17 protein-coding genes and 2 pseudogenes are annotated in these 18,492 nt (G+C 70.0%); 6 read left to right on the forward strand and 13 right to left on the reverse strand.

Annotated elements, in window-relative coordinates; genetic code table 11:
• On the forward strand, positions 1 to 486 hold a 486-nt coding region (locus tag ABZU76_RS45940; protein ID WP_354883049.1), incomplete at its 5' end, for an HU family DNA-binding protein.
• Between the two features lie 2,528 nt (positions 487 to 3,014).
• Here ABZU76_RS45940 and ABZU76_RS45945 read toward each other — a convergent pair.
• From ABZU76_RS45945 to cofC, 3 genes are read right to left on the reverse strand one after another with little or no spacing between them, the layout of a single operon-like run.
• Entirely contained in the window at positions 3,015 to 3,968 is a 954-nt protein-coding gene (locus tag ABZU76_RS45945; RefSeq protein ID WP_354883052.1) for an NUDIX hydrolase, read from the reverse strand.
• Positions 3,965 to 6,454 (reverse strand): RNA degradosome polyphosphate kinase, encoded by a 2,490-nt coding sequence (locus ABZU76_RS45950; RefSeq protein ID WP_354883055.1) that lies wholly within the window; start codon positions 6,452 to 6,454, stop codon positions 3,965 to 3,967. Before ABZU76_RS45950 ends, ABZU76_RS45945 begins: the two co-directional genes overlap by 4 nt.
• Positions 6,455 to 6,510: 56 nt before the next feature.
• Positions 6,511 to 7,143 (reverse strand): 2-phospho-L-lactate guanylyltransferase, encoded by a 633-nt coding sequence (cofC, locus tag ABZU76_RS45955; RefSeq protein WP_354883058.1) that lies wholly within the window; start codon positions 7,141 to 7,143, stop codon positions 6,511 to 6,513.
• Between the two features lie 112 nt (positions 7,144 to 7,255).
• Between cofC and ABZU76_RS45960 the strand changes: the two genes are divergently transcribed.
• The 3 genes from ABZU76_RS45960 (at position 7,256) to ABZU76_RS45970 (ending at position 9,653) form a co-directional block, all read left to right on the forward strand.
• Positions 7,256 to 7,960, forward strand: a complete 705-nt coding sequence (locus ABZU76_RS45960) for a lysophospholipid acyltransferase family protein (RefSeq protein WP_354883061.1) — start codon at positions 7,256 to 7,258, stop codon at positions 7,958 to 7,960.
• Positions 7,960 to 8,985, forward strand: coding sequence for an NAD(P)H-dependent glycerol-3-phosphate dehydrogenase (locus ABZU76_RS45965; protein WP_354883064.1), 1,026 nt, complete (start codon positions 7,960 to 7,962; stop codon positions 8,983 to 8,985). Before ABZU76_RS45960 ends, ABZU76_RS45965 begins: the two co-directional genes overlap by 1 nt.
• A 188-nt stretch (positions 8,986 to 9,173) precedes the next feature.
• Complete coding sequence (locus ABZU76_RS45970) at positions 9,174 to 9,653, forward strand: cysteine dioxygenase family protein (protein ID WP_354883067.1); 480 nt, start codon at positions 9,174 to 9,176, stop codon at positions 9,651 to 9,653.
• A 4-nt stretch (positions 9,654 to 9,657) separates the two neighbouring features.
• On the opposite strand, the gene ABZU76_RS45975 is transcribed toward ABZU76_RS45970, so the two are convergent.
• From ABZU76_RS45975 to ABZU76_RS45985, 3 genes and pseudogenes are all read right to left on the reverse strand, one after another.
• Positions 9,658 to 10,656, reverse strand: a complete 999-nt coding sequence (locus ABZU76_RS45975) for an asparaginase (RefSeq protein WP_354883070.1) — start codon at positions 10,654 to 10,656, stop codon at positions 9,658 to 9,660.
• 9 nt (positions 10,657 to 10,665) lie between these two features.
• The gene (locus tag ABZU76_RS45980) at positions 10,666 to 11,487 is read right to left on the reverse strand and encodes a class I SAM-dependent methyltransferase (protein WP_354883073.1); all 822 of its coding nucleotides are present in this window, start codon (positions 11,485 to 11,487) and stop codon (positions 10,666 to 10,668) included.
• Positions 11,484 to 11,699, reverse strand: a pseudogene (locus tag ABZU76_RS45985) (VOC family protein); the annotation flags it as partial. The gene ABZU76_RS45980 and the pseudogene ABZU76_RS45985, both read right to left, overlap by 4 nt.
• Positions 11,700 to 11,732: 33 nt before the next feature.
• Between ABZU76_RS45985 and ABZU76_RS45990 the strand changes: the two are divergent.
• The gene (locus ABZU76_RS45990; protein WP_354883076.1) at positions 11,733 to 13,241 is read left to right on the forward strand and encodes a recombinase family protein; all 1,509 of its coding nucleotides are present in this window, start codon (positions 11,733 to 11,735) and stop codon (positions 13,239 to 13,241) included.
• 319 nt (positions 13,242 to 13,560) lie between these two features.
• Here the strand turns inward: ABZU76_RS45990 and ABZU76_RS45995 are convergent, their stop codons facing one another.
• From ABZU76_RS45995 to ABZU76_RS46015, 5 genes and pseudogenes are all read right to left on the reverse strand, one after another.
• Complete coding sequence (locus ABZU76_RS45995; protein ID WP_354883079.1) at positions 13,561 to 13,758, reverse strand: hypothetical protein; 198 nt, start codon at positions 13,756 to 13,758, stop codon at positions 13,561 to 13,563.
• A gap of 88 nt (positions 13,759 to 13,846) precedes the next feature.
• A complete protein-coding gene (locus ABZU76_RS46000; protein ID WP_354883082.1) occupies positions 13,847 to 14,155 on the reverse strand; it encodes a hypothetical protein in 309 nt (102 codons plus the stop codon).
• Positions 14,156 to 14,678: 523 nt separating this feature from the next.
• Positions 14,679 to 15,284, reverse strand: coding sequence for a Gfo/Idh/MocA family oxidoreductase (locus ABZU76_RS46005; protein ID WP_354883085.1), 606 nt, complete (start codon positions 15,282 to 15,284; stop codon positions 14,679 to 14,681).
• A gap of 145 nt (positions 15,285 to 15,429) precedes the next feature.
• Positions 15,430 to 16,023, reverse strand: a pseudogene (locus ABZU76_RS46010) (ROK family protein); the annotation flags it as partial.
• 11 nt (positions 16,024 to 16,034) lie between these two features.
• Positions 16,035 to 16,316 (reverse strand): hypothetical protein, encoded by a 282-nt coding sequence (locus ABZU76_RS46015; protein WP_354883088.1) that lies wholly within the window; start codon positions 16,314 to 16,316, stop codon positions 16,035 to 16,037.
• A gap of 350 nt (positions 16,317 to 16,666) precedes the next feature.
• Here ABZU76_RS46015 and ABZU76_RS46020 point away from each other — a divergent pair, with 350 nt between their 5' ends.
• On the forward strand, positions 16,667 to 17,143 hold the full coding sequence (locus ABZU76_RS46020; RefSeq protein ID WP_354883091.1) for a DUF6098 family protein: 477 nt from the start codon (positions 16,667 to 16,669) through the stop codon (positions 17,141 to 17,143).
• Here ABZU76_RS46020 and ABZU76_RS46025 read toward each other — a convergent pair whose 3' ends face one another.
• On the reverse strand, positions 17,144 to 17,911 hold the full coding sequence (locus ABZU76_RS46025; protein WP_354883094.1) for an ANTAR domain-containing protein: 768 nt from the start codon (positions 17,909 to 17,911) through the stop codon (positions 17,144 to 17,146).
• A gap of 134 nt (positions 17,912 to 18,045) precedes the next feature.
• Complete coding sequence (locus ABZU76_RS46030; RefSeq protein ID WP_354883097.1) at positions 18,046 to 18,486, reverse strand: ATP-binding protein; 441 nt, start codon at positions 18,484 to 18,486, stop codon at positions 18,046 to 18,048.
• Positions 18,487 to 18,492 lie beyond the last annotated feature (6 nt).

The raw sequence follows: 18,492 nt of genomic DNA on the forward strand, positions 1-18,492 counted from the left end.
ACGGGTGAGACGGTGCGGGTGAAGAAGACCAACGTGCCGGCCTTCCGTGCGGGCACGACGTTCAAGGACGTCATCTCCGGCACGAAGAAGCTGCCCAAGGCCACCGCCGTCAAGCGCACCACCACCGCCACGGCTGCCACCGCCACCCGCGCGACCACCACGCGCGCGACCGCGGCGACCGGCACGCGTGCGGCTGCCTCGCGCACCGCGGCGACCCGCCCGGCCACCACGCGCTCCACCACGACGCGTACCCGCGCCACCGCTGCGAAGCCGGCCGCTGCGACGAAGACCGCCGCCGCCAAGCCCGCCGCGACGCGCGCGAAGGCCGCCACCACCACTAAGGCTGCCGCTGCGAAGCCGGCTGCCAAGGCGACGGCGACCAAGGCCGCTGCCGCGAAGCCGGCCGCTGCTGCCAAGCCTGCTGCGAAGAAGGCCGCCGCCGCCAAGCCGGCCGCCAAGCGCACCAGCGCTGCGAAGAAGAAGTAACACCACCCCGGTTTACGCCGGGACGTGCACTTCACGGCAGGGCCCCCTCCCATCTCGGGAGGGGGCCCTGCCGCATGTGTGGGGTGGTTCTGGCCAAGTTGGGTGCGGTGTTGGACATCGGGTCGGGCTGGCGTGGGGCCGTGGGAATACTGGGGCTGGCAGGGGAACGATGCACCCTGGCTCGGTCGCCCGGTATTGGCCGACGGCGCCGGTACGAACGCTCTGGCCTGCAGGATCACGGCACCGCACAGAAATGACGAGGCCTGCGCAGTCCTGGCTCGCGCGGCACAGAACGGCGGACGAGAACACGCTGCTGCATAAGCCGAGAGCCCGCCACGAACAACGCGGCCCGAAGCTCTGGCGTAACGGGTTCGGCGCGGTCCAGCCATCGGGTCTGTCCCGCGTACTCCCGCAGGACGGCTCCCGCGAGCATCGCAATGCCGAGGCCGGCAATCGCCAGGCACGCCTGCGATAGATCACTGTGGCACTCACTTACCGCCCGACTGCGGCACGGTGGAATGCGGGACGCGCAATCAACTCCCCAGCTTCCTATCGGCGGAATCGCCGCCGAGCTCAGGGTGCGGCCTCGGGCCGGCAGTTCGGCCACGCGGCGGATGTCAGGACGCGAACGTGGCCTGGGAAATGAGGGCGCTATCGCGCGTTCCTCGCGCTCTTGATCGGCAGGACGCCTTAGGCGCGACGCACCGGAAATGGTGTGCTACCTGCGTGTTCGCGCTCTCCGGCCCAGGTAAGGGTGCGAACGGCGTGGTCGGGCGGCGGGTTCCGCCGCCGTCTTCTCGCGTCTGTCGGGAGAGCGGCTGCGCCCGAACGAGCCGGGATGGCTGTGGTGCGGGGAGCTGGAAGTGGTGCGCTACCTGCATGATCGGCTCGCGGGCCGCGCGAGGTTGCGTGCGGCGTGGTGGCGGGGTGGGGTGCCGCAGCTGTCCTCTCGTATTTGCCGGGGCGGCGAGGAAGTGCCGGAATGGCCGGGATGGGTGCGGTGCGCTGGGAATAGTGCGCCGCCTGCAGGCTCGCGGGCTCGGCCCGCGGGGTTGTGGTTGGCGGGGTGCTGCCGCGGGCTTCCCTTGTCTCCCCGGAGTGGCTGCGGTCTTGCGGCGGAGCGGCCGGGATGGGTGCGGTGCAGTGCGCTGGGAATGGGGCGCCGCCCACAGGCTCGCGCGCTCGACCGGCACGGGGTTGTGGTTGGCGGGGTGCTGCTGCCGACGTCGCTTGTGTCTCTCTGGTGGCTGGGCTCCTGTGCCGGAACGGCCGAGATGGGTGCGGTGCGCTGGGAATAGTGCGCCGCCTGCAGGCTCGCGCGCTCGATCCGCGCGGGGGTTGTGGTCGACGGGGTGCTGCCGCGGACTTCCCTGGTCTCTCTGCTGGCTGTGGTCCTGTGCCGGAGTGACCTGGATGGGTGCGGTGCAGTGCGCTGGGAATGGTGCGCTACCTGTTTGTTCGCGCGCTCGGCTCGAGTCAGGTCGGGCGCTGCTCGGCGGAGCGGCGGGGTGCTGCCGCGGTCTTCCCTTGTCTATGGGGAGTGGCTCTGCGATCTCCGCTGGGATGACCGGAGTGAGCGTCGTGCGACGCGCTGGAAATGGTGCGCTACCTGCATGTTCGCGCTCTCGGTCCAGGCGAGGTTGGGGTAAGCCGTGGTGGGGCGGCGAGGCTCAGGCGGTCCTCCCGCATCTCTCCGGAGATCGGCCGTGGTGCTCGACCGGAACGGCTGGAGTCGTCGGGCTCGCGGCTTGCGTGACGCCGGGGTTTGGTGTGCTGGGTGAAGGTAATGGCACGGCGCGGGGTGCGGTGTCCTCGGCCGCAGGAGAGCTGCTCCGGCCCTGGGAAGTGGCGCGCAGCTCGGTGTTCTTCCCGGGGCTGAGCTTGCAGCGTGGCTGGGAGGGCCGGAGAAGCGGGGGCGTGCCGCGCGGACCTTGCCGCACGTTGTCGTGCGCCTGCGGTGTGCGGGAGTAGCGCGGCGGAACCGACGTTCGAGGCCTGCGATTGCCGGGACATCACGGGGAAGGAAGTGGGAGCGGTGGGGCCGTCGGGTGGATCGGCTGCGGGGCAACACATCCGAGTCCCGGCTGGCAGATATGGCCTGGAGCTGCGGATTCACCCCGCAACGCAGAGCGAGGAAGGCTCGGCCGAGATCGTTGCCGCACCAGGGAGTCGTGGGCTGGGAGCGTCGCTGGGGCTACGAGGGCCACAGAGCGGCCGAGGGTTCTGCGGAGGCGAGACGGACAGCCCACGGCGAGCCCGAGCGCCCCTGCCGACGGTCCCACGACGCAAGGCGGGATGAAATTTCGCCCCCACCCCGAGCGCTTGATCCGCCGTTCGGGCGGACTTGTGTACCCATCGCCGACCACCCCGGCGGCAATAGCCATCTCTATAGAATCCCCGCCAAGCCACCCCGCGAATAGCGACCCGCCCACTTTTCGAGCCCATTCGAACACCGCCATTCCCCGAAACGCGGAAGGCCTCCCCGCGGCGACAACAGCCGGCGGGGAGGCCCGAACAGAAGAACTGCGTCAGTGTTGCGAAGGAGCGGGTGCGGGCAACGGCGTCGGGTAGTAGTCCGCGCCGGCGAGGCGCGGGCCGACGTCGCCGGACGGCGGGAGGAAGGAAAGGACCCAGAGGGAGCCCTTCTTGCTGGGCACGACGCCCCCGCGGGCGGCGGCGAGCTCGGTGCCGTCGCGGTCGGCCAGGGCGCTGATCAGGTCCGGGATCACGCCGCCCTGGCTGGCGATCAAGGGGGTGCCCCCGCCGCCGGCGATGGCGAGGAGGCGGGCGATCCCGAGGACCGGGTCGGGCCAGTAGCCCTCTTCCGAGAGGAGGTTCTCGTGGCGCACGTCGACGCCCAGGTCCTCCGCGACGCCTCGCACGGTCTGTACGCAGCGCAGGCGCGGGGCCGAAAAAACCCGGTCCGGGCCGAAACAAGGCAACAGGGTGCGCAGGGCTTCGGCTTGGCGCTGGCCGGCGTCGGACAGGGGGCGCAGGTCGTCGTCGCCGGTCCAGTCGTCGCGTTTGCCCGCCTTGGCGTGGCGGACGAGCAGCACGGTGATCAGCGACACCGGCAGCGCGCAGAACTCGCGCAGCACGCGCACGTCCGTGTCGCGCGTGAGGAGGCGCTCGGCCGCGACCGCGTCGAGCCAGCGCAGCTCGTCGACCTCGTGGTTGGCCAGGAAAGTCCCCGACACGGCTTCGCCGCTGAAGTAGTCGACGGTCTTCTTCAGCACGCCACCGCCGCTGCGGGCGGGCACGTCGTACGCGCTCTGCGCGACGTGGCGTCCCAGCACCACGCGGTAGCCGGTTTCCTCCCACACCTCCCGCACCGCGGTGGCGGCGAGGGTCTCACCCGAATCGACCTTGCCCTTCGGCAATGACCAGTCGTCGTAACGAGGCCGGTGCACCAGGGCGACTTCGAACCCGTCACCGGCGCGGCGCCACAGCACCGCACCGGCTGCGCGGACGTCCACGCTCATCCGGCGGCCCCGTGCAGCTTCGCGAGCTCCACCTGGTGGTCGCGCACCTGAGAACCGGCGGCGGGTGAGGGCTGCCACTCGCCGGTGGCCGTGAGGACCCAGCACCGCGTGGTCGGGTCGAGCGCCGAGTCGAGCACGGCGTCGAGCTGCTGCGTGAGCTTCGTGTCCTTCACGCGCACCAGCGCTTCGATACGGCGATCGAGGTTGCGGTGCATCATGTCGGCGCTGCCGATCCAGTGCGTGCCGCCGGCGCGGAAGTGGAACACCCGCGAGTGCTCCAGGAACCGGCCCAGGATCGAGCGGACGCGGATGTTCTCCGACAGCCCCTCGACACCCGGCTTCAGCGCGCAGATCCCGCGCACCACCACGTCGACGGGCACGCCGGCCTGCGAAGCGTGGTACAGCGCGTCGATCACCTGCTCGTCGACGAGCGAGTTGCACTTGATCCGGATCCCGGCCTCCTGCCCGGCGCGCGCGAGCTCGATCTCCTCGCCGATCGCGCGCACGATGCCGCGGCGGATGCCGTGGGGCGAGGTGAGGATCGTGCGGTAGGTGTCCTGCCGCGAGTAGCCCGTGAGCACGTTGAACAGGTCGGTCACGTCGGCGCCGATGCTCGGGTCGGCGGTGAACAGGCCGATGTCCTCGTACAGGCGCGCGGTCTTCGGGTTGTAGTTGCCGGTGCCGATGTGGCAGTAGCGCCGGATGGTCGAGCCTTCCTGGCGCACGATCATCGACACCTTGCAGTGGGTCTTGAGCCCGACGAGGCCGTAGACCACGTGCACGCCCGCGCGCTCCAGCGTGCGCGCCCACGTGATGTTGGCCTGCTCGTCGAAGCGCGCCTTGATCTCGACCAGCGCCACGACCTGCTTGCCGGCCTCGGCGGCGTCGATCAGCGCGTCGACGATCGGGGAGTCGCCCGACGTGCGGTAGAGCGTCTGCTTGATCGCCAGCACCTTCGAGTCGGCCGCGGCCTGCTCGATGAAGCGCTGCACGCTCGTGGAGAACGAGTCGTACGGGTGGTGCACCAGCACGTCGCCCTCGCGCAGCGTCGCGAACACGCTCTTGGGCGTCTCGCGCTCGCCGAACGCCGGGTGCGTCGCCGGCACGAACGACCGGTCCTTGAGCTCCTTGCGGTCCACACCGGACAGCTGGTGCAGACAGGTCAGGTCGAGCAGACCCGGCACCTCGACGACGTCGGCCGGGTCCACCTCGAGCTCGCGCAGCAACAGCTCGAGCATGTGCTCGCTCATGTCCTCCGCGACCTCGAGCCGCACGGGCGGGCCGAAGCGCCGCTGCGCGAGCTCGCGTTCGAGTGCCTGCAGGAGGTCCTCGTCGCGGTCTTCCTCGACCTCGAAGTCTGCGTTGCGGGTGACGCGGAACACGTGGTGCTCCGTCACCTCCATGCCGGTGAACAGCTCGCCCAGGTGCGCGGCGATCAGCTCCTCCAGCGGCAGGAACGTGGCCGTGCGGCTGGCGCGTTCGGGCTCCACGCGCATGAGACGCGGCACGTTGCTCGGCACCTTCACCCGGGCGAAGCGCTCCGTTCCGCCCTGCGGGTCGCGCACCGTCACCGCGAGGTTGAGCGACAGGCCCGAGATGTACGGGAACGGGTGCGCCGGGTCGACGGCCAGCGGCGTGAGCACCGGGAAGATCTGCTCCGAGAAGTAGCTCGACAGGCGCAGCTGGTCGGCGCCGGCGAGGTCCGCCCAGCCGACGAGCTGGATGTCCTGCTTTGCGAGCTCCGGGCGCAGATGGTTCTCGAACGCGCCGATGTGGCGCTCCACCAGGTCCTGGTTGCGCTTGGCGATGTAGTCCAGCTGCTCGCGCGGCGTGAGGCCGTCGGCGCTGCGCACGGACAGGCCGGTGTCGTCGCGGCGCTTCAGCCCGGCCACGCGGACCATGTAGAACTCGTCCAAATTGGACGCGAAGATGGCGAGGAACTTCGCCCGCTCCAGCAGCGGCTGCGACTCGTCCTCGGCGAGGGCGAGCACTCGCGCGTTGAAGTCGAGCCAGGACAGCTCGCGGTTGAAGTACCGGTCGTCGGGCAGCGTCTCGACGGCGGTCGGCGCGCTCGAGGTGACAGCGGGAGGAGCCGAGGGCACGCCGCGGAAGTCGTCGCCCGAGGCGTCGACCGCGGCCGTGGTGCGCCGGGCCGCGGGCCGGGCGGTCTCGGGGGCGGCCACGGCCGTGGCCGCGGTGGTCTTGCGGGCACGCGAGGTTTTCACCGGTGCGGTTTTCGGTTCGCTCTTGGCGGTCTTGGCCTTGCCGGCGGCGTTGGTGCCCGCCTTGGCCGCGGTCGCGCGAGCAGCCGTCGTCACCGCGTCGGCGGAAGCGACGCTCTTGCTCGGAGGCGTCTTCTTCGCTGCGCTGGTGTGTCGTGCGGGGCTTCCAGGCGCCTCAGCTTTCGCCGCGCTGGCCCTGCGCCGCCGGGCGGGCTGTCCGTTCCGGGCGGATGTGCTGGCGTCGTCTGTGCTCACGACGCCCATTGTTCACTACGAAGCAGCAGTTTGCGCAGACCGCGGTGAAGGTCAAATGAACACCTTCAGCCCAATGGGACGGATTCGTCGGGCAGCAGTGCCGCGGTGCGTTTGCCGACGCCGAGCGCGCGCACGTGCTCGAGATCGTCCGAAGTGTCCACGTCGCTGCGCAACGACACCACCGCCCCGGCCAGCCGGACGGCCCCGGAATCGGTGTGCCGCTGGGCGGAATCGGCGCCGAACCGCGGATCGAGCAGCGCGCCGGGAGCCGACAGCAGCAGCGTGGTGCCGGTGCCCTGGAGGTCCGCGACGAACGCGCGCCGCCCGGCTGCCTCGGCCAGCGCGTCGGCGAAATCGCCCGCGCGCAGGGCCGGCAGGTCGGCCTGCAGGGCGCCGACGATTCCGTCCGGTTCGTCGTCGCGCAGCAGAGCCGCACCGTGACGGAGTGCTTCGTTGAGCCCGCCGTCGCCCGGTTCGGTCACCAGCTCCACGCCGAGACCCGCCAGTTCGGACACCGACGCCGGGTCCGAGGCGACCACGAGCACGCGCCGCACGCCGGCCACCGAGGTGACCGCGGCCAGCGTGTCGTAGGCCAGCGCCAGCACCAGCTCGGCGTGCTCCGCCTCGGCGACCGCGCCACGCAGGCGAGACTTGCCCACGCGGGGGTGTTTCAACGGCACGACCAGGTCCACGTCCACCTGTCCATCTTTACCCGAAAGCTCCGCGGTGCGTGGTGAGCACACCCTCCCTGGACTGCGTGAACCCCGGCGCGGCAGGATCTGCCCGAGTGGATCGTTCGGAGGAGGAGACTTGGCACGGCGTGAGAAGGGCGGCTTCTGGGTGGGGTTGGCCGCGTTCGTGTTCTACCCGCTGACCCGGATCGGGAAGCGGTCGTACCTCGGCGCGGAGAAGATTCCGCGCCAAGGCCCGGCGGTGCTCGTGCTGAACCACATCTCCCACCTCGACCCGGTGGTGGATGCGGTGTTCGTGCACCGTCAGAAGCGCGTGCCGCGGTTCTTCCTCAAGGACAGCCTGCTCAAGGTCCCGGTCCTCGGGAAGATCGCGACCGCGTCGGGCCAGATCCCGGTGTCGCGCAACTCCAGTGCGGCGGGCGACAGCCTCCGGGCCGCGCACGAGGCGCTGGCCGAGGGCAAGATCGTCGTGATCTACCCCGAGGGCACGATCACGAAGGATCCGGCCGGCTGGCCCAAGGAGTCGTTCACCGGTGTCGCGCGGCTGGCGCTGCAGAACGACGCGCCGGTGATCCCGATCGCACGCTGGGGTACCAACCAGATCTACAACGGCTACACGAAGAAGTTCACGCCGTTCCCGCGCAAGACCGTCACGCACCTCATCGGCGACCCGCTCGACCTGTCGGCCTACGCGAACGCCAACCCCCGCAGCGCCTCCACGCTGCGTGAGGTGACCAAGCTGATGATGGACGAGGTCACCCGGCTGCTCGCCGAGATCCGCCACGAGGAGCCGCCCGTGAAGAAGCCGGAGGACGGCGCCTGATGGCCGCCTTCGCCACCGACGTCCAGCGGGTGACGGTGCTGGGCGCCGGCTCGTGGGGCACGGCGTTCGCCAAGGTCCTCGGCGACGCCGGCCGCGACGTGACGATGTGGGCGCGGCGCGAGTCGATCGCCGCGGAGATCTCCGCGCACCACACCAACGAGTCCTACCTGCCGGGCACGCGGCTGCCCGACCGCATCACGGCGACGGCCGACCCGGCCGCGGCGCTCGACGGCGCGCAGGCCGTGGTGCTCGGCGTGCCGAGCCAGAGCCTGCGCGCGAACCTCACCGCGTGGCAGCCGCTGCTGCCGCCCGAGGCGATCCTCGTGAGCCTGGCCAAGGGCGTCGAGCTGGGCACGCTCAAGCGGATGAGCGAGGTGATCGCCGAGCTGGCGAAGGTCGACGCGGGCGAGATCGTGGTCGTCTCCGGGCCGAACCTGGCGCGCGAGATCGCCGCCGCGCAGCCGGCCGCCGCCGTGCTGGCGTGCGCCGACCACGAGCGCGCGATGGCGATCCAGCGGGCGAGCTCGAACCAGTACTTCCGCCCCTACACCAACACCGACGTCGTCGGTGTCGAGCTGGGCGGCGCGTGCAAGAACGTGATCGCGCTCAGCTGCGGCATGGCCGCGGGGATGGGCTTCGGCGCCAACACGATGGCGACGCTGATCACGCGCGGGCTCGCGGAGATGGCGCGCCTGGGCGCGAAGCTCGGCGCCGACCCGCTGACGTTCGCGGGTCTCGCCGGCCTCGGTGACCTCGTGGCGACGTGCTCGTCGCCGCTGTCGCGCAACCGCACGTTCGGTGAACGCCTCGGTCGTGGCGACACGCTGGAGCAGGCGCAGGCCGCCACCGGCGGGCAGGTCGCGGAGGGCGTCGCGTCGTGCTCGTCGATCCGCGAGCTGGCGCGCAGCCTGGGCGTGGACATGCCGATCACCGACGCGATGCACCGCGTGTGCCACGAGGGCGTGGACCCGCGCCGGGCCGGCGCGGAGCTGCTGGGGCGCTCGCAGAAGCACGAGTGGAGCTGATCTCCCAGGGGCTGGGAAGCGGTTGACCGCCGGGGCCGGCGCTGGTTCGCTGTCGGCGTGACGATGTGCTTGATGACTGCGCGGCCGAGGTCCTGTGACCTCCGCCCGGTCATGCCGTCGTGTCGCTGTTGTCGGTGAACCCAGCCCCGGCCCAGCTTCTCCCACCTTTTCTCCTGCGAGGAACGACCATGTTCGCCGTCCCGGACAACACCCTGCTGCGTCCCGAGAACCCCGCCCTGCGCCACCCCGTGCGCGTCGCCCTTCAGGTGGCCGCCGACCGCGAACGCTGGGCGAACCTCCTGCGCTACGACCCCGACGAGCGCTTCTCCGCCCTCGTGGAACGCGGCGACGGCCAGGAGGTCTGGCTGCTGAGCTGGCTGCCCGGCCAGCACACCGACCTGCACGACCACGAGTTCTCGACCGGCGCGTTCACGGTCGTCTCGGGGCGGCTGACCGAGACCGTCGCGCGCCGCTCGCCCGACGGCCGCGCGGTCACCGAGGTGCACGCGCTGGCCGCCGGGCAGTCGCGCGTGTTCGGACCCGGGTATGTGCACGAGATGCGCAACGACGGGCCGGACCCGGCGATCAGCGTGCACGTCTACCGCGACGGGCCGCGCGCAATGCGGCCGTACCACCTGGATCCGCTCGGTGGTCCGGTCCGGGACTGACGCCTCAGCGGTCCAGGTCGCCACGCAGGCGGAACTCCTGCTCGACGCGTTCCCGCGAGGCGCCGGTGGCGAGCAGGACCTGAAGCAGGACGCGGGCTTTGCGGGGGTCGAGCCAGCCGGCCATCGTCGCGCCGAGGCGGATCAGGCTCGACTCGGAGCCGTGGAAACCGTAGGTGCCGCGGAACGTCGTGCCCGCGCCGGTGCGTGAGGCGACGACGATCGGCACCTTCGCGCCGGCGATCACGTCGGCGGTCCCGCGCGAAACGTGGCCGACTCCGCTGGCCGCCACGACCACCCCACCGGCGCCGCCGTCGAGGACGAGCTTGAGCAGTTCGCCGGAATCCGCGATGCCCGCTTCCAGCAACGGAACCAGCCCCGAGAAGTCGGCGCTTTCCACCTGAAGCGCTGACGGACGTCCGCCGGCCGGGTGGAAGTAGTGCACGTTGCGTTCCGCGACGAGCCCGAGCGGTCCCGCCGGGTTCGAGGAAAACGCTTCGAGGTGGCTCGCGTGTGCCTTGCGCACCCAGCGCGCCGAGTGCACGTCGTCGTTGAACGCCACGAGCGCACCGCGCCCGTGGCTGCGGGGTTCGGCCGCGACGGTCAGCGCCGCGAGAAGGTTGGCGGCGCCGTCGGCGCTGGGCAGGCTCGGGTTGCGCATGGCCCCGGTGACGACCACCGGCACGTCGTGGGGCCAGGTCAGCTCGAAGAAGTACGCCGTCTCCTCGAGGGTGTCCGTGCCCTGCACCACGACGAGTCCCGCCGCGCCCGCCGCCACCTGCTCCAGAGCCCATCGGCGCGTCCGCAGCAGAGTCTCGTAGTCCATCGAGGCGCTGGAGATGCCGGCGAGTGTGGCCGCCGCGACGTCCATCGGCAGGTCGGCGCCAAGGTCGCCGAGCAGGTCCTCGGCGGTCAGCCGCGGCACCACCCCGTCTTCGATCGAGCGGCCGGGGGCCATGGAAATGGTGCCGCCCAGCGCGGCGACAGCGACAAGAGCACGAGTCATACCCGCACTCTAGGAAACCTTTGCCGCCTGCAGGGTGTAGCTCGCCGCGAGGCGCCGCGGGTTCTCACGCAGCCGCCATTCGCCGCCGTCGACCTGGTGCATTTCGTTCGGCAACGCGTTCCACGGCACGGTGTCGTGTTCGGTGAACGCGGTGAGCGTGAGGCCGTTGTCCAGCAGCGCCGTGATGATTTCGCCCAGCGAATGGTTCCACGAGTGCGTGGTGCTGTTCACGATGGGACCGTCGGACTCGACGTACGTGGTTTCCTCGGCGAAGACGAGCGGTTCGGTGTGCTCGAAATACTCGTACTTCGGCCAGCCGTGCTCGGATTCGTCGTCGAGGGTCCACAACATCGGGTGGCCCTCGCGCAGGAACAACCGCCCGCCCGGCTTCAGCAGCCGCGCCACGACCGTGGCCCACTGGGAGATCCGCGGCAGCCAGCACAGCGCACCAATGCCGGTGTAGACGAGGTCGAACGCGCCTTCGCCGAACACGTCGACGGCGTCGTACGTGTTGGCCTCGTGGTAGTCGATCTCCGCGCCGACGCTGTCCGCGAGCCGGCGCGCTTCCGCCAGCGAGCCGGGGGACAGGTCGAGGCCGGACATCCGCGCGCCCAGGTGGGACAAGGAAAGCGTGTCCGTGCCGATGTGGCACTGCAGGTGCACACCGCGCAGGCCGGCGACATCACCGAGGCGCGGGAGGTCGAACCGCACGACGTCGCTGAGGTAGGCGGGGTCCGTGCGGAAGTGCTCGAAGCCGTAGTACTCGGACTTCGCGTGCACGGCCGCGCGCTCGTCCCAATTGGCGCGGTTGAGGTCGAACGACTCGGTCACTTCGCTGCCTTTTCGGCCTTGCTGCGGAGTATGCAGAATTCGTTGCCTTCAGGGTCGTGGAGCACGGCCCAGCCGGTGCCGTCGGCGTTGCGCTGGTCGTCGAACATCGTCGCGCCGGCGGCGAGCAGGCGCTCGACTTCGGCGTCGCGCGGGCCTTCGGGCGTGAGGCACAGGTGGATGCGGTTCTTCACGGTCTTGGTCTCGGGGAGTTGCACTAAAGACGTAACCGACATGAGGATGAGCCTATGACCAGCGATGCCACACCGTCCACCGCCTACGTTGCACTGTATTGCCGGATCTCGGTCGACCGAGCAGGGCGCCGGGAAGGCGTGACGGCGCAGGAACGATGGGGGCGGGAGTATGCCGCGCGGACGTGGCCGGGCGTGCCGGTAGTGGTGTTCGCGGATAATGATTTGTCGGCGGCGGCCGATGATGTTGTCCGGCCTGAATACGACCGATTGCGTGCGGCTATCGGGCGAGGCGAAGTTGCCCATTTGTGGGCGGTGGAACAATATCGAATTGAGCGTCGCGAGATTCAGTGGTTCGAGCTGGCGGCGATGATGGACGCGGCGGGTGTCACGGAGTTGCACACTAATCGGGACGGAATTGTTCGGATCCGTGATGAGGTCGCCGGGATTAAGGCCGTTCTTGGGGCTGGTGAGGTAAGGCGACTCAAGAAGCGAATCAATGACATGTTGGCGGAGAAAGCGGCGTTGGGTGAGGCGCCCGGGAGTCGCCCGTTCGGTTATAGGCACGCGAAAAATGACGACGGCGCAAAGACGTATGCACAGGTTCCCGAGGAAGTGACTGCGATTCGTCAGGCTGCTGAGTGGGTGCTGTCGGGGTGGTCATTGGCGAATATTGCCGCCAAGTTCCGGGAGCAGGGCTTGGGTGGTGCGCACGGGGGCACGATTCGGGCTAGTACGGTCCGAAACTGGGTCACTCTCCCCACGGTGGCGGGGCACCGGGTGTACAAGGGGCAGATCGTGGCACGAGGGAACTGGGAGCCAATCCTGGATGAAGCAACCTGGCAGGCGTGCAAGCTCAAGTTGTCGCAGCCGCGCAGGGTAAAGCGTGCGGACGGAAAGGGTATCTACCTGGTCAGTTCCGATCGCAAGAGCAGTCCGACTGGTCGAAAGTACCTTTTGACAGGTGGGCTCGCCGTATGCGGAGTTTGTAAGCATCGATTGATCGGTGCGCTCAAGCAGATCAGGAAGCGGCGTGTGTCGTATTTGAGCTGCCATCCGAACGCTGGAGGTCGGGGTTGCACCGGTATTCTTCTGGAGAACACTGAAAAGTTTGTTGTTGATAGCTTGTGGGCGGAGCTGGACAAGCCGGAGTTTCTGAGTGCGATCGCGGCAGATGGCCACGGCGCGCGCCGGGACGAAATCGCCACGGAATTGGATGGGTTGGAGCGTCGCCGCGGTGAACTGGCGGCGATGTGGGCTACGCCCGGCATGTTGACGCAAACTGAATGGCAAGAGGCGCGCCGGGCGATTGGGGAAAACGAGCAGCGTTTGCGTGTGGAGTACGCGGCGCTCCCGCCAAAGATGGTCAACGTGGACATTGGCGGGGCGCGTGCGGCGTGGCCGGACATGACGTTGGACGAGCAACGGGAGTTTTTGCGGTTGTTCATCGAAAAGGTGATCGTGGTGCGCGCGCTGCCAGGGCGTCCTCGGGTGTACGACCCTAATCGGGTGAAAATCAAGTGGCGAAACTTGCGGCGAACCACAGCATCAGCGGACCAGCCCTGACCCTGTAGGGCAGAAGCCGGGGGGCTGCTGGGATGCGCGAAATAACTGCCAAGTGGTCGTGTAGTGCCGAACCTCGGCCGTGGACTGGCGGTGACCGGTGTCTGGCGAACTGAAACCCGATCCACCGGTTGGTGTTCCGGCGGTTCCGTTGATCGCGACAGGGCCGGGTCAACTAGTGCACAAGCAGTGTCCACGCAAGCCAATGAGTTGACGATCCCTGGACAGCTCAGTGCACCGGCCACGCGCCCGTGATCCTCGACATCGACCAGGCCGCCCTGAAGCAGTTCACCATCGCCGGCGACCTGCCCCGCTGAGCGGCTCACATGCCGAACCCTGCGAACGTCGGCCGGAGCATGGTGACGTATGCCGCAGCGTGGGTCAGCTGCGGAATGTGCCCGCCCGGGGTTTCGACCACGCTGACACCGAGCTGGTCGGCCAGCCACTGCGAGCCCTCGAACAGCCAGTGGTGAGTCGCGGCCGGATCCCACGGTTGTCGGCTCCCGCTGTGACGGCGCATGGCACGCGCACGTCGGCGAGGTCCCTTTCGGCGGGCAGATAGCTCAGCGCTGGAGCCACCTCGACGCCGAACATGACCTCGCCGTCGGTCAGCACCCGGGCCCGGAAATCGGGGTCGAAGGAGTCGTACGCGGCGTCGCCTGCGACCCACCGCTGGAACATCTCGATCGCGGCGCGGGTCCGCCCGCGGCCATGCCGGCGGCGACCACGTCGTCGAAGGCCTTGGCGGTGGCGGCCGGCGCCGAGGTGACCGCGACGAGGGGCGGTTCGTGGAAGATGGCACCTCGCAGCATTTCCGGGCGTCGCAGCGTGAGGTTGGTGAGGATCATCGCCCCCATGCTGTTCCCGCAGGCGGCGACCGGGCCGGAACGGCGGCGGCTGGGGACCATCGTGATCATTCACGGTGTGATCGTCCCCCTGGGCAGGCGCCGGCGTGCCGTTCCCGTGTTCGCTGGTTGAGGATCGACGGAACGGCAAGGCCCGCCGGCGATGATGATCGTGATCGCCGCCCAGCTGCACCGGGTCTTCGCAGCACTCTCGGAAACCGCTGATCCGGAGCGGGACCGGGTTGTGCATCGGCCGTGTCCAGGGAGCGACGAGCAACCGCTGAGGTGGAATGGACGACCCTCGCCGACGCGGGTCAGCCGGCGGAGCGGAGGGAATCGGTTGCTCGGGTGATCAGCTCCTGCAACCGGACGCCGCGGCGGACGTCGAGTTCGGGTGAGCGGCCCGCGCGCACGGCGGCGGCGAATTCGGCGCGCAGGATCGGCCAGGCTTCGGTGTGGTCGAGCGTCGCGGTGTCGTAGGCCAGCGAGCCCGTCGGGCCGAACAGCTCGACCGTGGTCCGGGCCCGATCGAGGCCGACCGCACCGGACAGGGACGCCTGGCTGATCGCGCCGGATACGTGTTCGCAGGTCAGCTCTATCCACCGGGTCGAGTCGCCGGTGGCGCGGATCGTGCGGATGGGGCCGAGCGCGGTTTCGAGGAGGTCCAGCAGGTGGGGGCCGAGGTCGGGCAGCGCGCCGTGTTCGAGGCGCCAGCCGGTGGCGAAATCGCCGCCGAGGAAGGCGCCGTGCAGGTAGCAGGAGCGGGCGCCGATGGTGGGAACGAGCGGGCCTGCTCGAGGAATTCACGGGTCGCGGGGAGGTACCGCTTGGTCAGGACCAGCTGGCTCACGACGCCCGCGGATTCGATGGTCTCCGCGAGCTCCCGCGCCGCGGGCAGGGTCAGCGCGACGGGTTTCTCCAGCAGCACTGCCTTCCCGGCTCTCGCGGCCCGTTTCGCCAGGTCGGCCTGGATGTCGGGGCGAACCGCGAACGCGACGGCGTCGCAGGTGCCGAGCAGTTCGTCGAAGTCGGTCGTCGCGACGGCCCCGTACTTCCCGGCGAGTTCGCCGGCGGCCTCGGCACGGCGGACGTGCACCGCGGTGACGGTGGTTTCGGGGCCGGCGGCGAAGGTCGGGGCGTGCATGGCGTGGGCCCACGGGCCCGCTCCTGCCAGTCCGATCCGAAGGGGCGCTTCGGTCACGATGCTCCTTCCCGGGCCAGCCGTTCGTCGACGGCGGCGGGTGCGTAGGCGGCGTCGAGCACCATGGCTTGTGCTCCGTGCAAGGCAAGCCGGCGAGGTCGCCGAGGCTGCTGCTGGTCACCTGCAGGTGCCTGGTCGCACGGGGGAGCGCTTTCTGGTAGATGACCTCCCGGACACCCGTGACGAAGTGCGTGTCGGCGAGGTCGCCGGCGATCACGAGCACCTCGGGGTTGACCATGCACACGACCGTGGTCAGGACCTCGCCGACGAGCCGGCCGGCTTCCCGCGCGAGCTCGACCGCTTCGGGACGGCCGGCCGCGAGGTGGGCGGCCAGCTCCCGGCTCGAGCGCGTCGGCACCCCGCGTTCGGTCAGCCGGCGCGCGAGCGCACCGCCGCTCGCCACGGCGGCGAGACAGCCGCGGGAACCGCACATGCAGACCGCGTCGTCGTGTCCGGGCAGGCGGATGTGCCCGATGTCGCCGGCCCCGCCGTCGACACCCCGCAGCAGCCCGCCGTTGAACACCAGCCCCGAACCGATCCCGGCCGACACCTTGACCAGCACCAGCGGCGAGGACTCGGGTGCTCCTGGGTGTGCTCGCCCAGCGCCACGATGTTCGCGTCGTTGTCCACCAGGACCGGCACCCCCAGCGACCGGCTCTTCAGCGGCTGGGGCGTGCGCACGCTCGCGGAAGGGCAGGTTGGCGAGTTCGGCGTCCAGCTCGGCGCCCATCACCGCCATGTGACTGTGTACTAGGTCAGCGACGTGGCGATGCGCAACGGCGCCGCGGCCGCCCACGGTTGCGGTGACGCCGAGTGTGGATACCGAACCGGGTACGGCGTTTCCGCGCGAGCGTAACCGGCCATCACCTCGGGCAGGCGGTTGCCTGGTTGGTGCCCGGCCGCGGCGACGAGACCCTCGGCCAGGTGCGTGGCCTCCGCGGTGAGTCCAGCGCGAGCCAGGCCCGCCACCGCGATGGCCGTGTCGTGGAGCCACACCCCGCCGTTGTGGTACGAGACGGGGTGGAAGGGCACCCGGACACCGGCTCGAGGCTCGGCGGCGCCCCGGGGGCGAGCCGTTCCTGCCGGCGCGCGACACGAAGGCCGAAGGCGCGGCCGTCGCCAAGGAGGGGTCAAGCTCAGTCGCGACGGCGCTCGCGCTGTTCGCCGATCACGCTCTGGCCGGTGCCCTCGGCGTCATCGACGTCCCTGGGCGGACGGCCTTCTCCCGTCGTACAGGGAGTCGTCCTCGCGGCCCGGCTCGGACGTCGTCGGGCGGGCGATGTCGGGCTAATTGGTACCGTCGCGCATGTCCCGGGCTTACCCGGTCGTGGGTTTGCCGAACCACCGCGTTTCGCGCGCGGCCGCCTGGGTAACGGGGCAGCATGACTCGCATCGGCACGGACCTGCCGACGGTCTCCGACCTCGCGGGCTTGGCCCGCCTGTTCGAGACTGAAGGCGGCGACAACCTGTATGTGCGTTGGTCGCGGGGCCCCTGCACCGACCTCGCCGACGTCGAGCGCGCGCCCACCAGCCTGGACGGGCTCGCAGGCATCCCGCTGCCGGGCCTGTCGGCGAACCCGCTGCGGACAGAGTCCTGGTGGCTTGACCGCTCCGTACGGCTGTGGCTCGCCCGCCGCCTGTATGACTACGAGCATTTGCGTGACCTCCGAGGCCCCGGCGTCCGCCCCTGGGTGCTGCGGGGCCGCGAGATCGCCCTCGGCCCCGACAACGAGCCCTTGGCCGTCGACGCCCAGCGGATGGCCTGGGTGGCCGACACCGTGCTGCGCGAGGCGCGGCACCCGGTGGACGAGCAAGGTTCCCGCGAGTGGGGCCCGATGGACCGCTACACCCGGCGCTGATTACAAGCGCGGATCAGCCGCCTGCGCATGCGGTCCGGAGTGCGAAATCACCGCGGACCAGCAACACTTCGTCTTCGTAGGGTGTGCGTGGCTTCGTCGTTCACCGGCCCCGAATACCCGCCCGCGGCCCGCTCTAGCCGACGTGGCGGTGAGAGCCGCCGGGCGGCGGCGCGGATCGCCACAGCGGTCTCCGGGCGCAGAGCTTTCGCGCAGCCGGTCCAGCATGGTCTCGTCAACGGCCTGGCGGTGGAGGTGATCGAAGTAGTGCAGGCCGTCCAGCCGCCGTAGGTCCGAGTTCTGCGAACGAGCCCGTGCGCTCGTGGGCGGCACCAGCAGATCTCCGGCCAGGCTTCGCCCGGCACTGCCTTCGGTGGGGGACACCGTGGCCGAGACGAACAGCGCTGCCTGATGGTCTCCGGAAGTACGGACGGGTCCTTGACCAGTGTCTTGGCTTCCTCGGGCAGCCCTTGCCGTTGGTGGGCGAGGGCCGTGGCCGAGGTCTCGGATCCCATCGCTGCGCGGAGCGACAGCATCGGCTCGGCTTGGCAGCCGACAGCCACGAGGACGGGTGGCAACGTCGGGCAGCTTGACGTTGATGTGCCGGGAGGCTTTGCGCAGCGCGTCGAACGCCTCTTCAGCCGACGAGCTGAGCAGCAGCATCAGCATGCCCTTCGCCTGCCCGACCACCGGCTGCGACGCCAGGGCCTCCTCCAGCTGTGCCACCTTGGCGTCGAGATCCGCGTCTTCGTCCCCGCTCGTCAGCCCCATAGTTCACCGCACGCCGCGCGGACGCCTTCCTTGATCACAGCCTGGCGCTGACACGGTATGCCGGCGGTCGCGAAGGCGTCACGGGGAGCCGCGGCGCCACCGGGGTTCTGCGCGCGGTGGGTGGGCTGCTCGGGTCAGCTCGTGCCGAGGGTCTCGGGCAATGTCAGGTACCAAGTCATGGTCACGGTGGTGCCCACGTCGGTGGGAGCGAGGATCGTGAGGTCGGCGAGCGCGCGCATGATGGTGAGGCCACGTCCGCCACGCTGGCCTGGGTCCCTGGTGGGTGGTTGCCAGCGGCCGTCGTCGGTGACGGTGATCCGGATCAGGTCATCCTGGTGGCGTGCATTCAGCTCGACGGTGCCGCCGATGCCGGCGGGGTAGGCGTGGCTCGCCGTGTTGATCAGCGCCTCGTAAGTGGCCAGCTCGACATCGTGGGCGAGATCCCCTGTCAGGCTGTGGGCCCTGAGCCAGCCGGTCAGGGAGTACCGCATGAGCGTCACGTCGTCGGTGCGCGCGGGTCGGCGGACCGACAACTCGGATTTCGCTGCAGCGGCGTGGTCGCCGGTCACAGACATGGGCAC

It is taken from the genome of Amycolatopsis sp. NPDC005232, from assembly GCF_040607795.1.
Taxonomy (GTDB): domain Bacteria; phylum Actinomycetota; class Actinomycetes; order Mycobacteriales; family Pseudonocardiaceae; genus Amycolatopsis.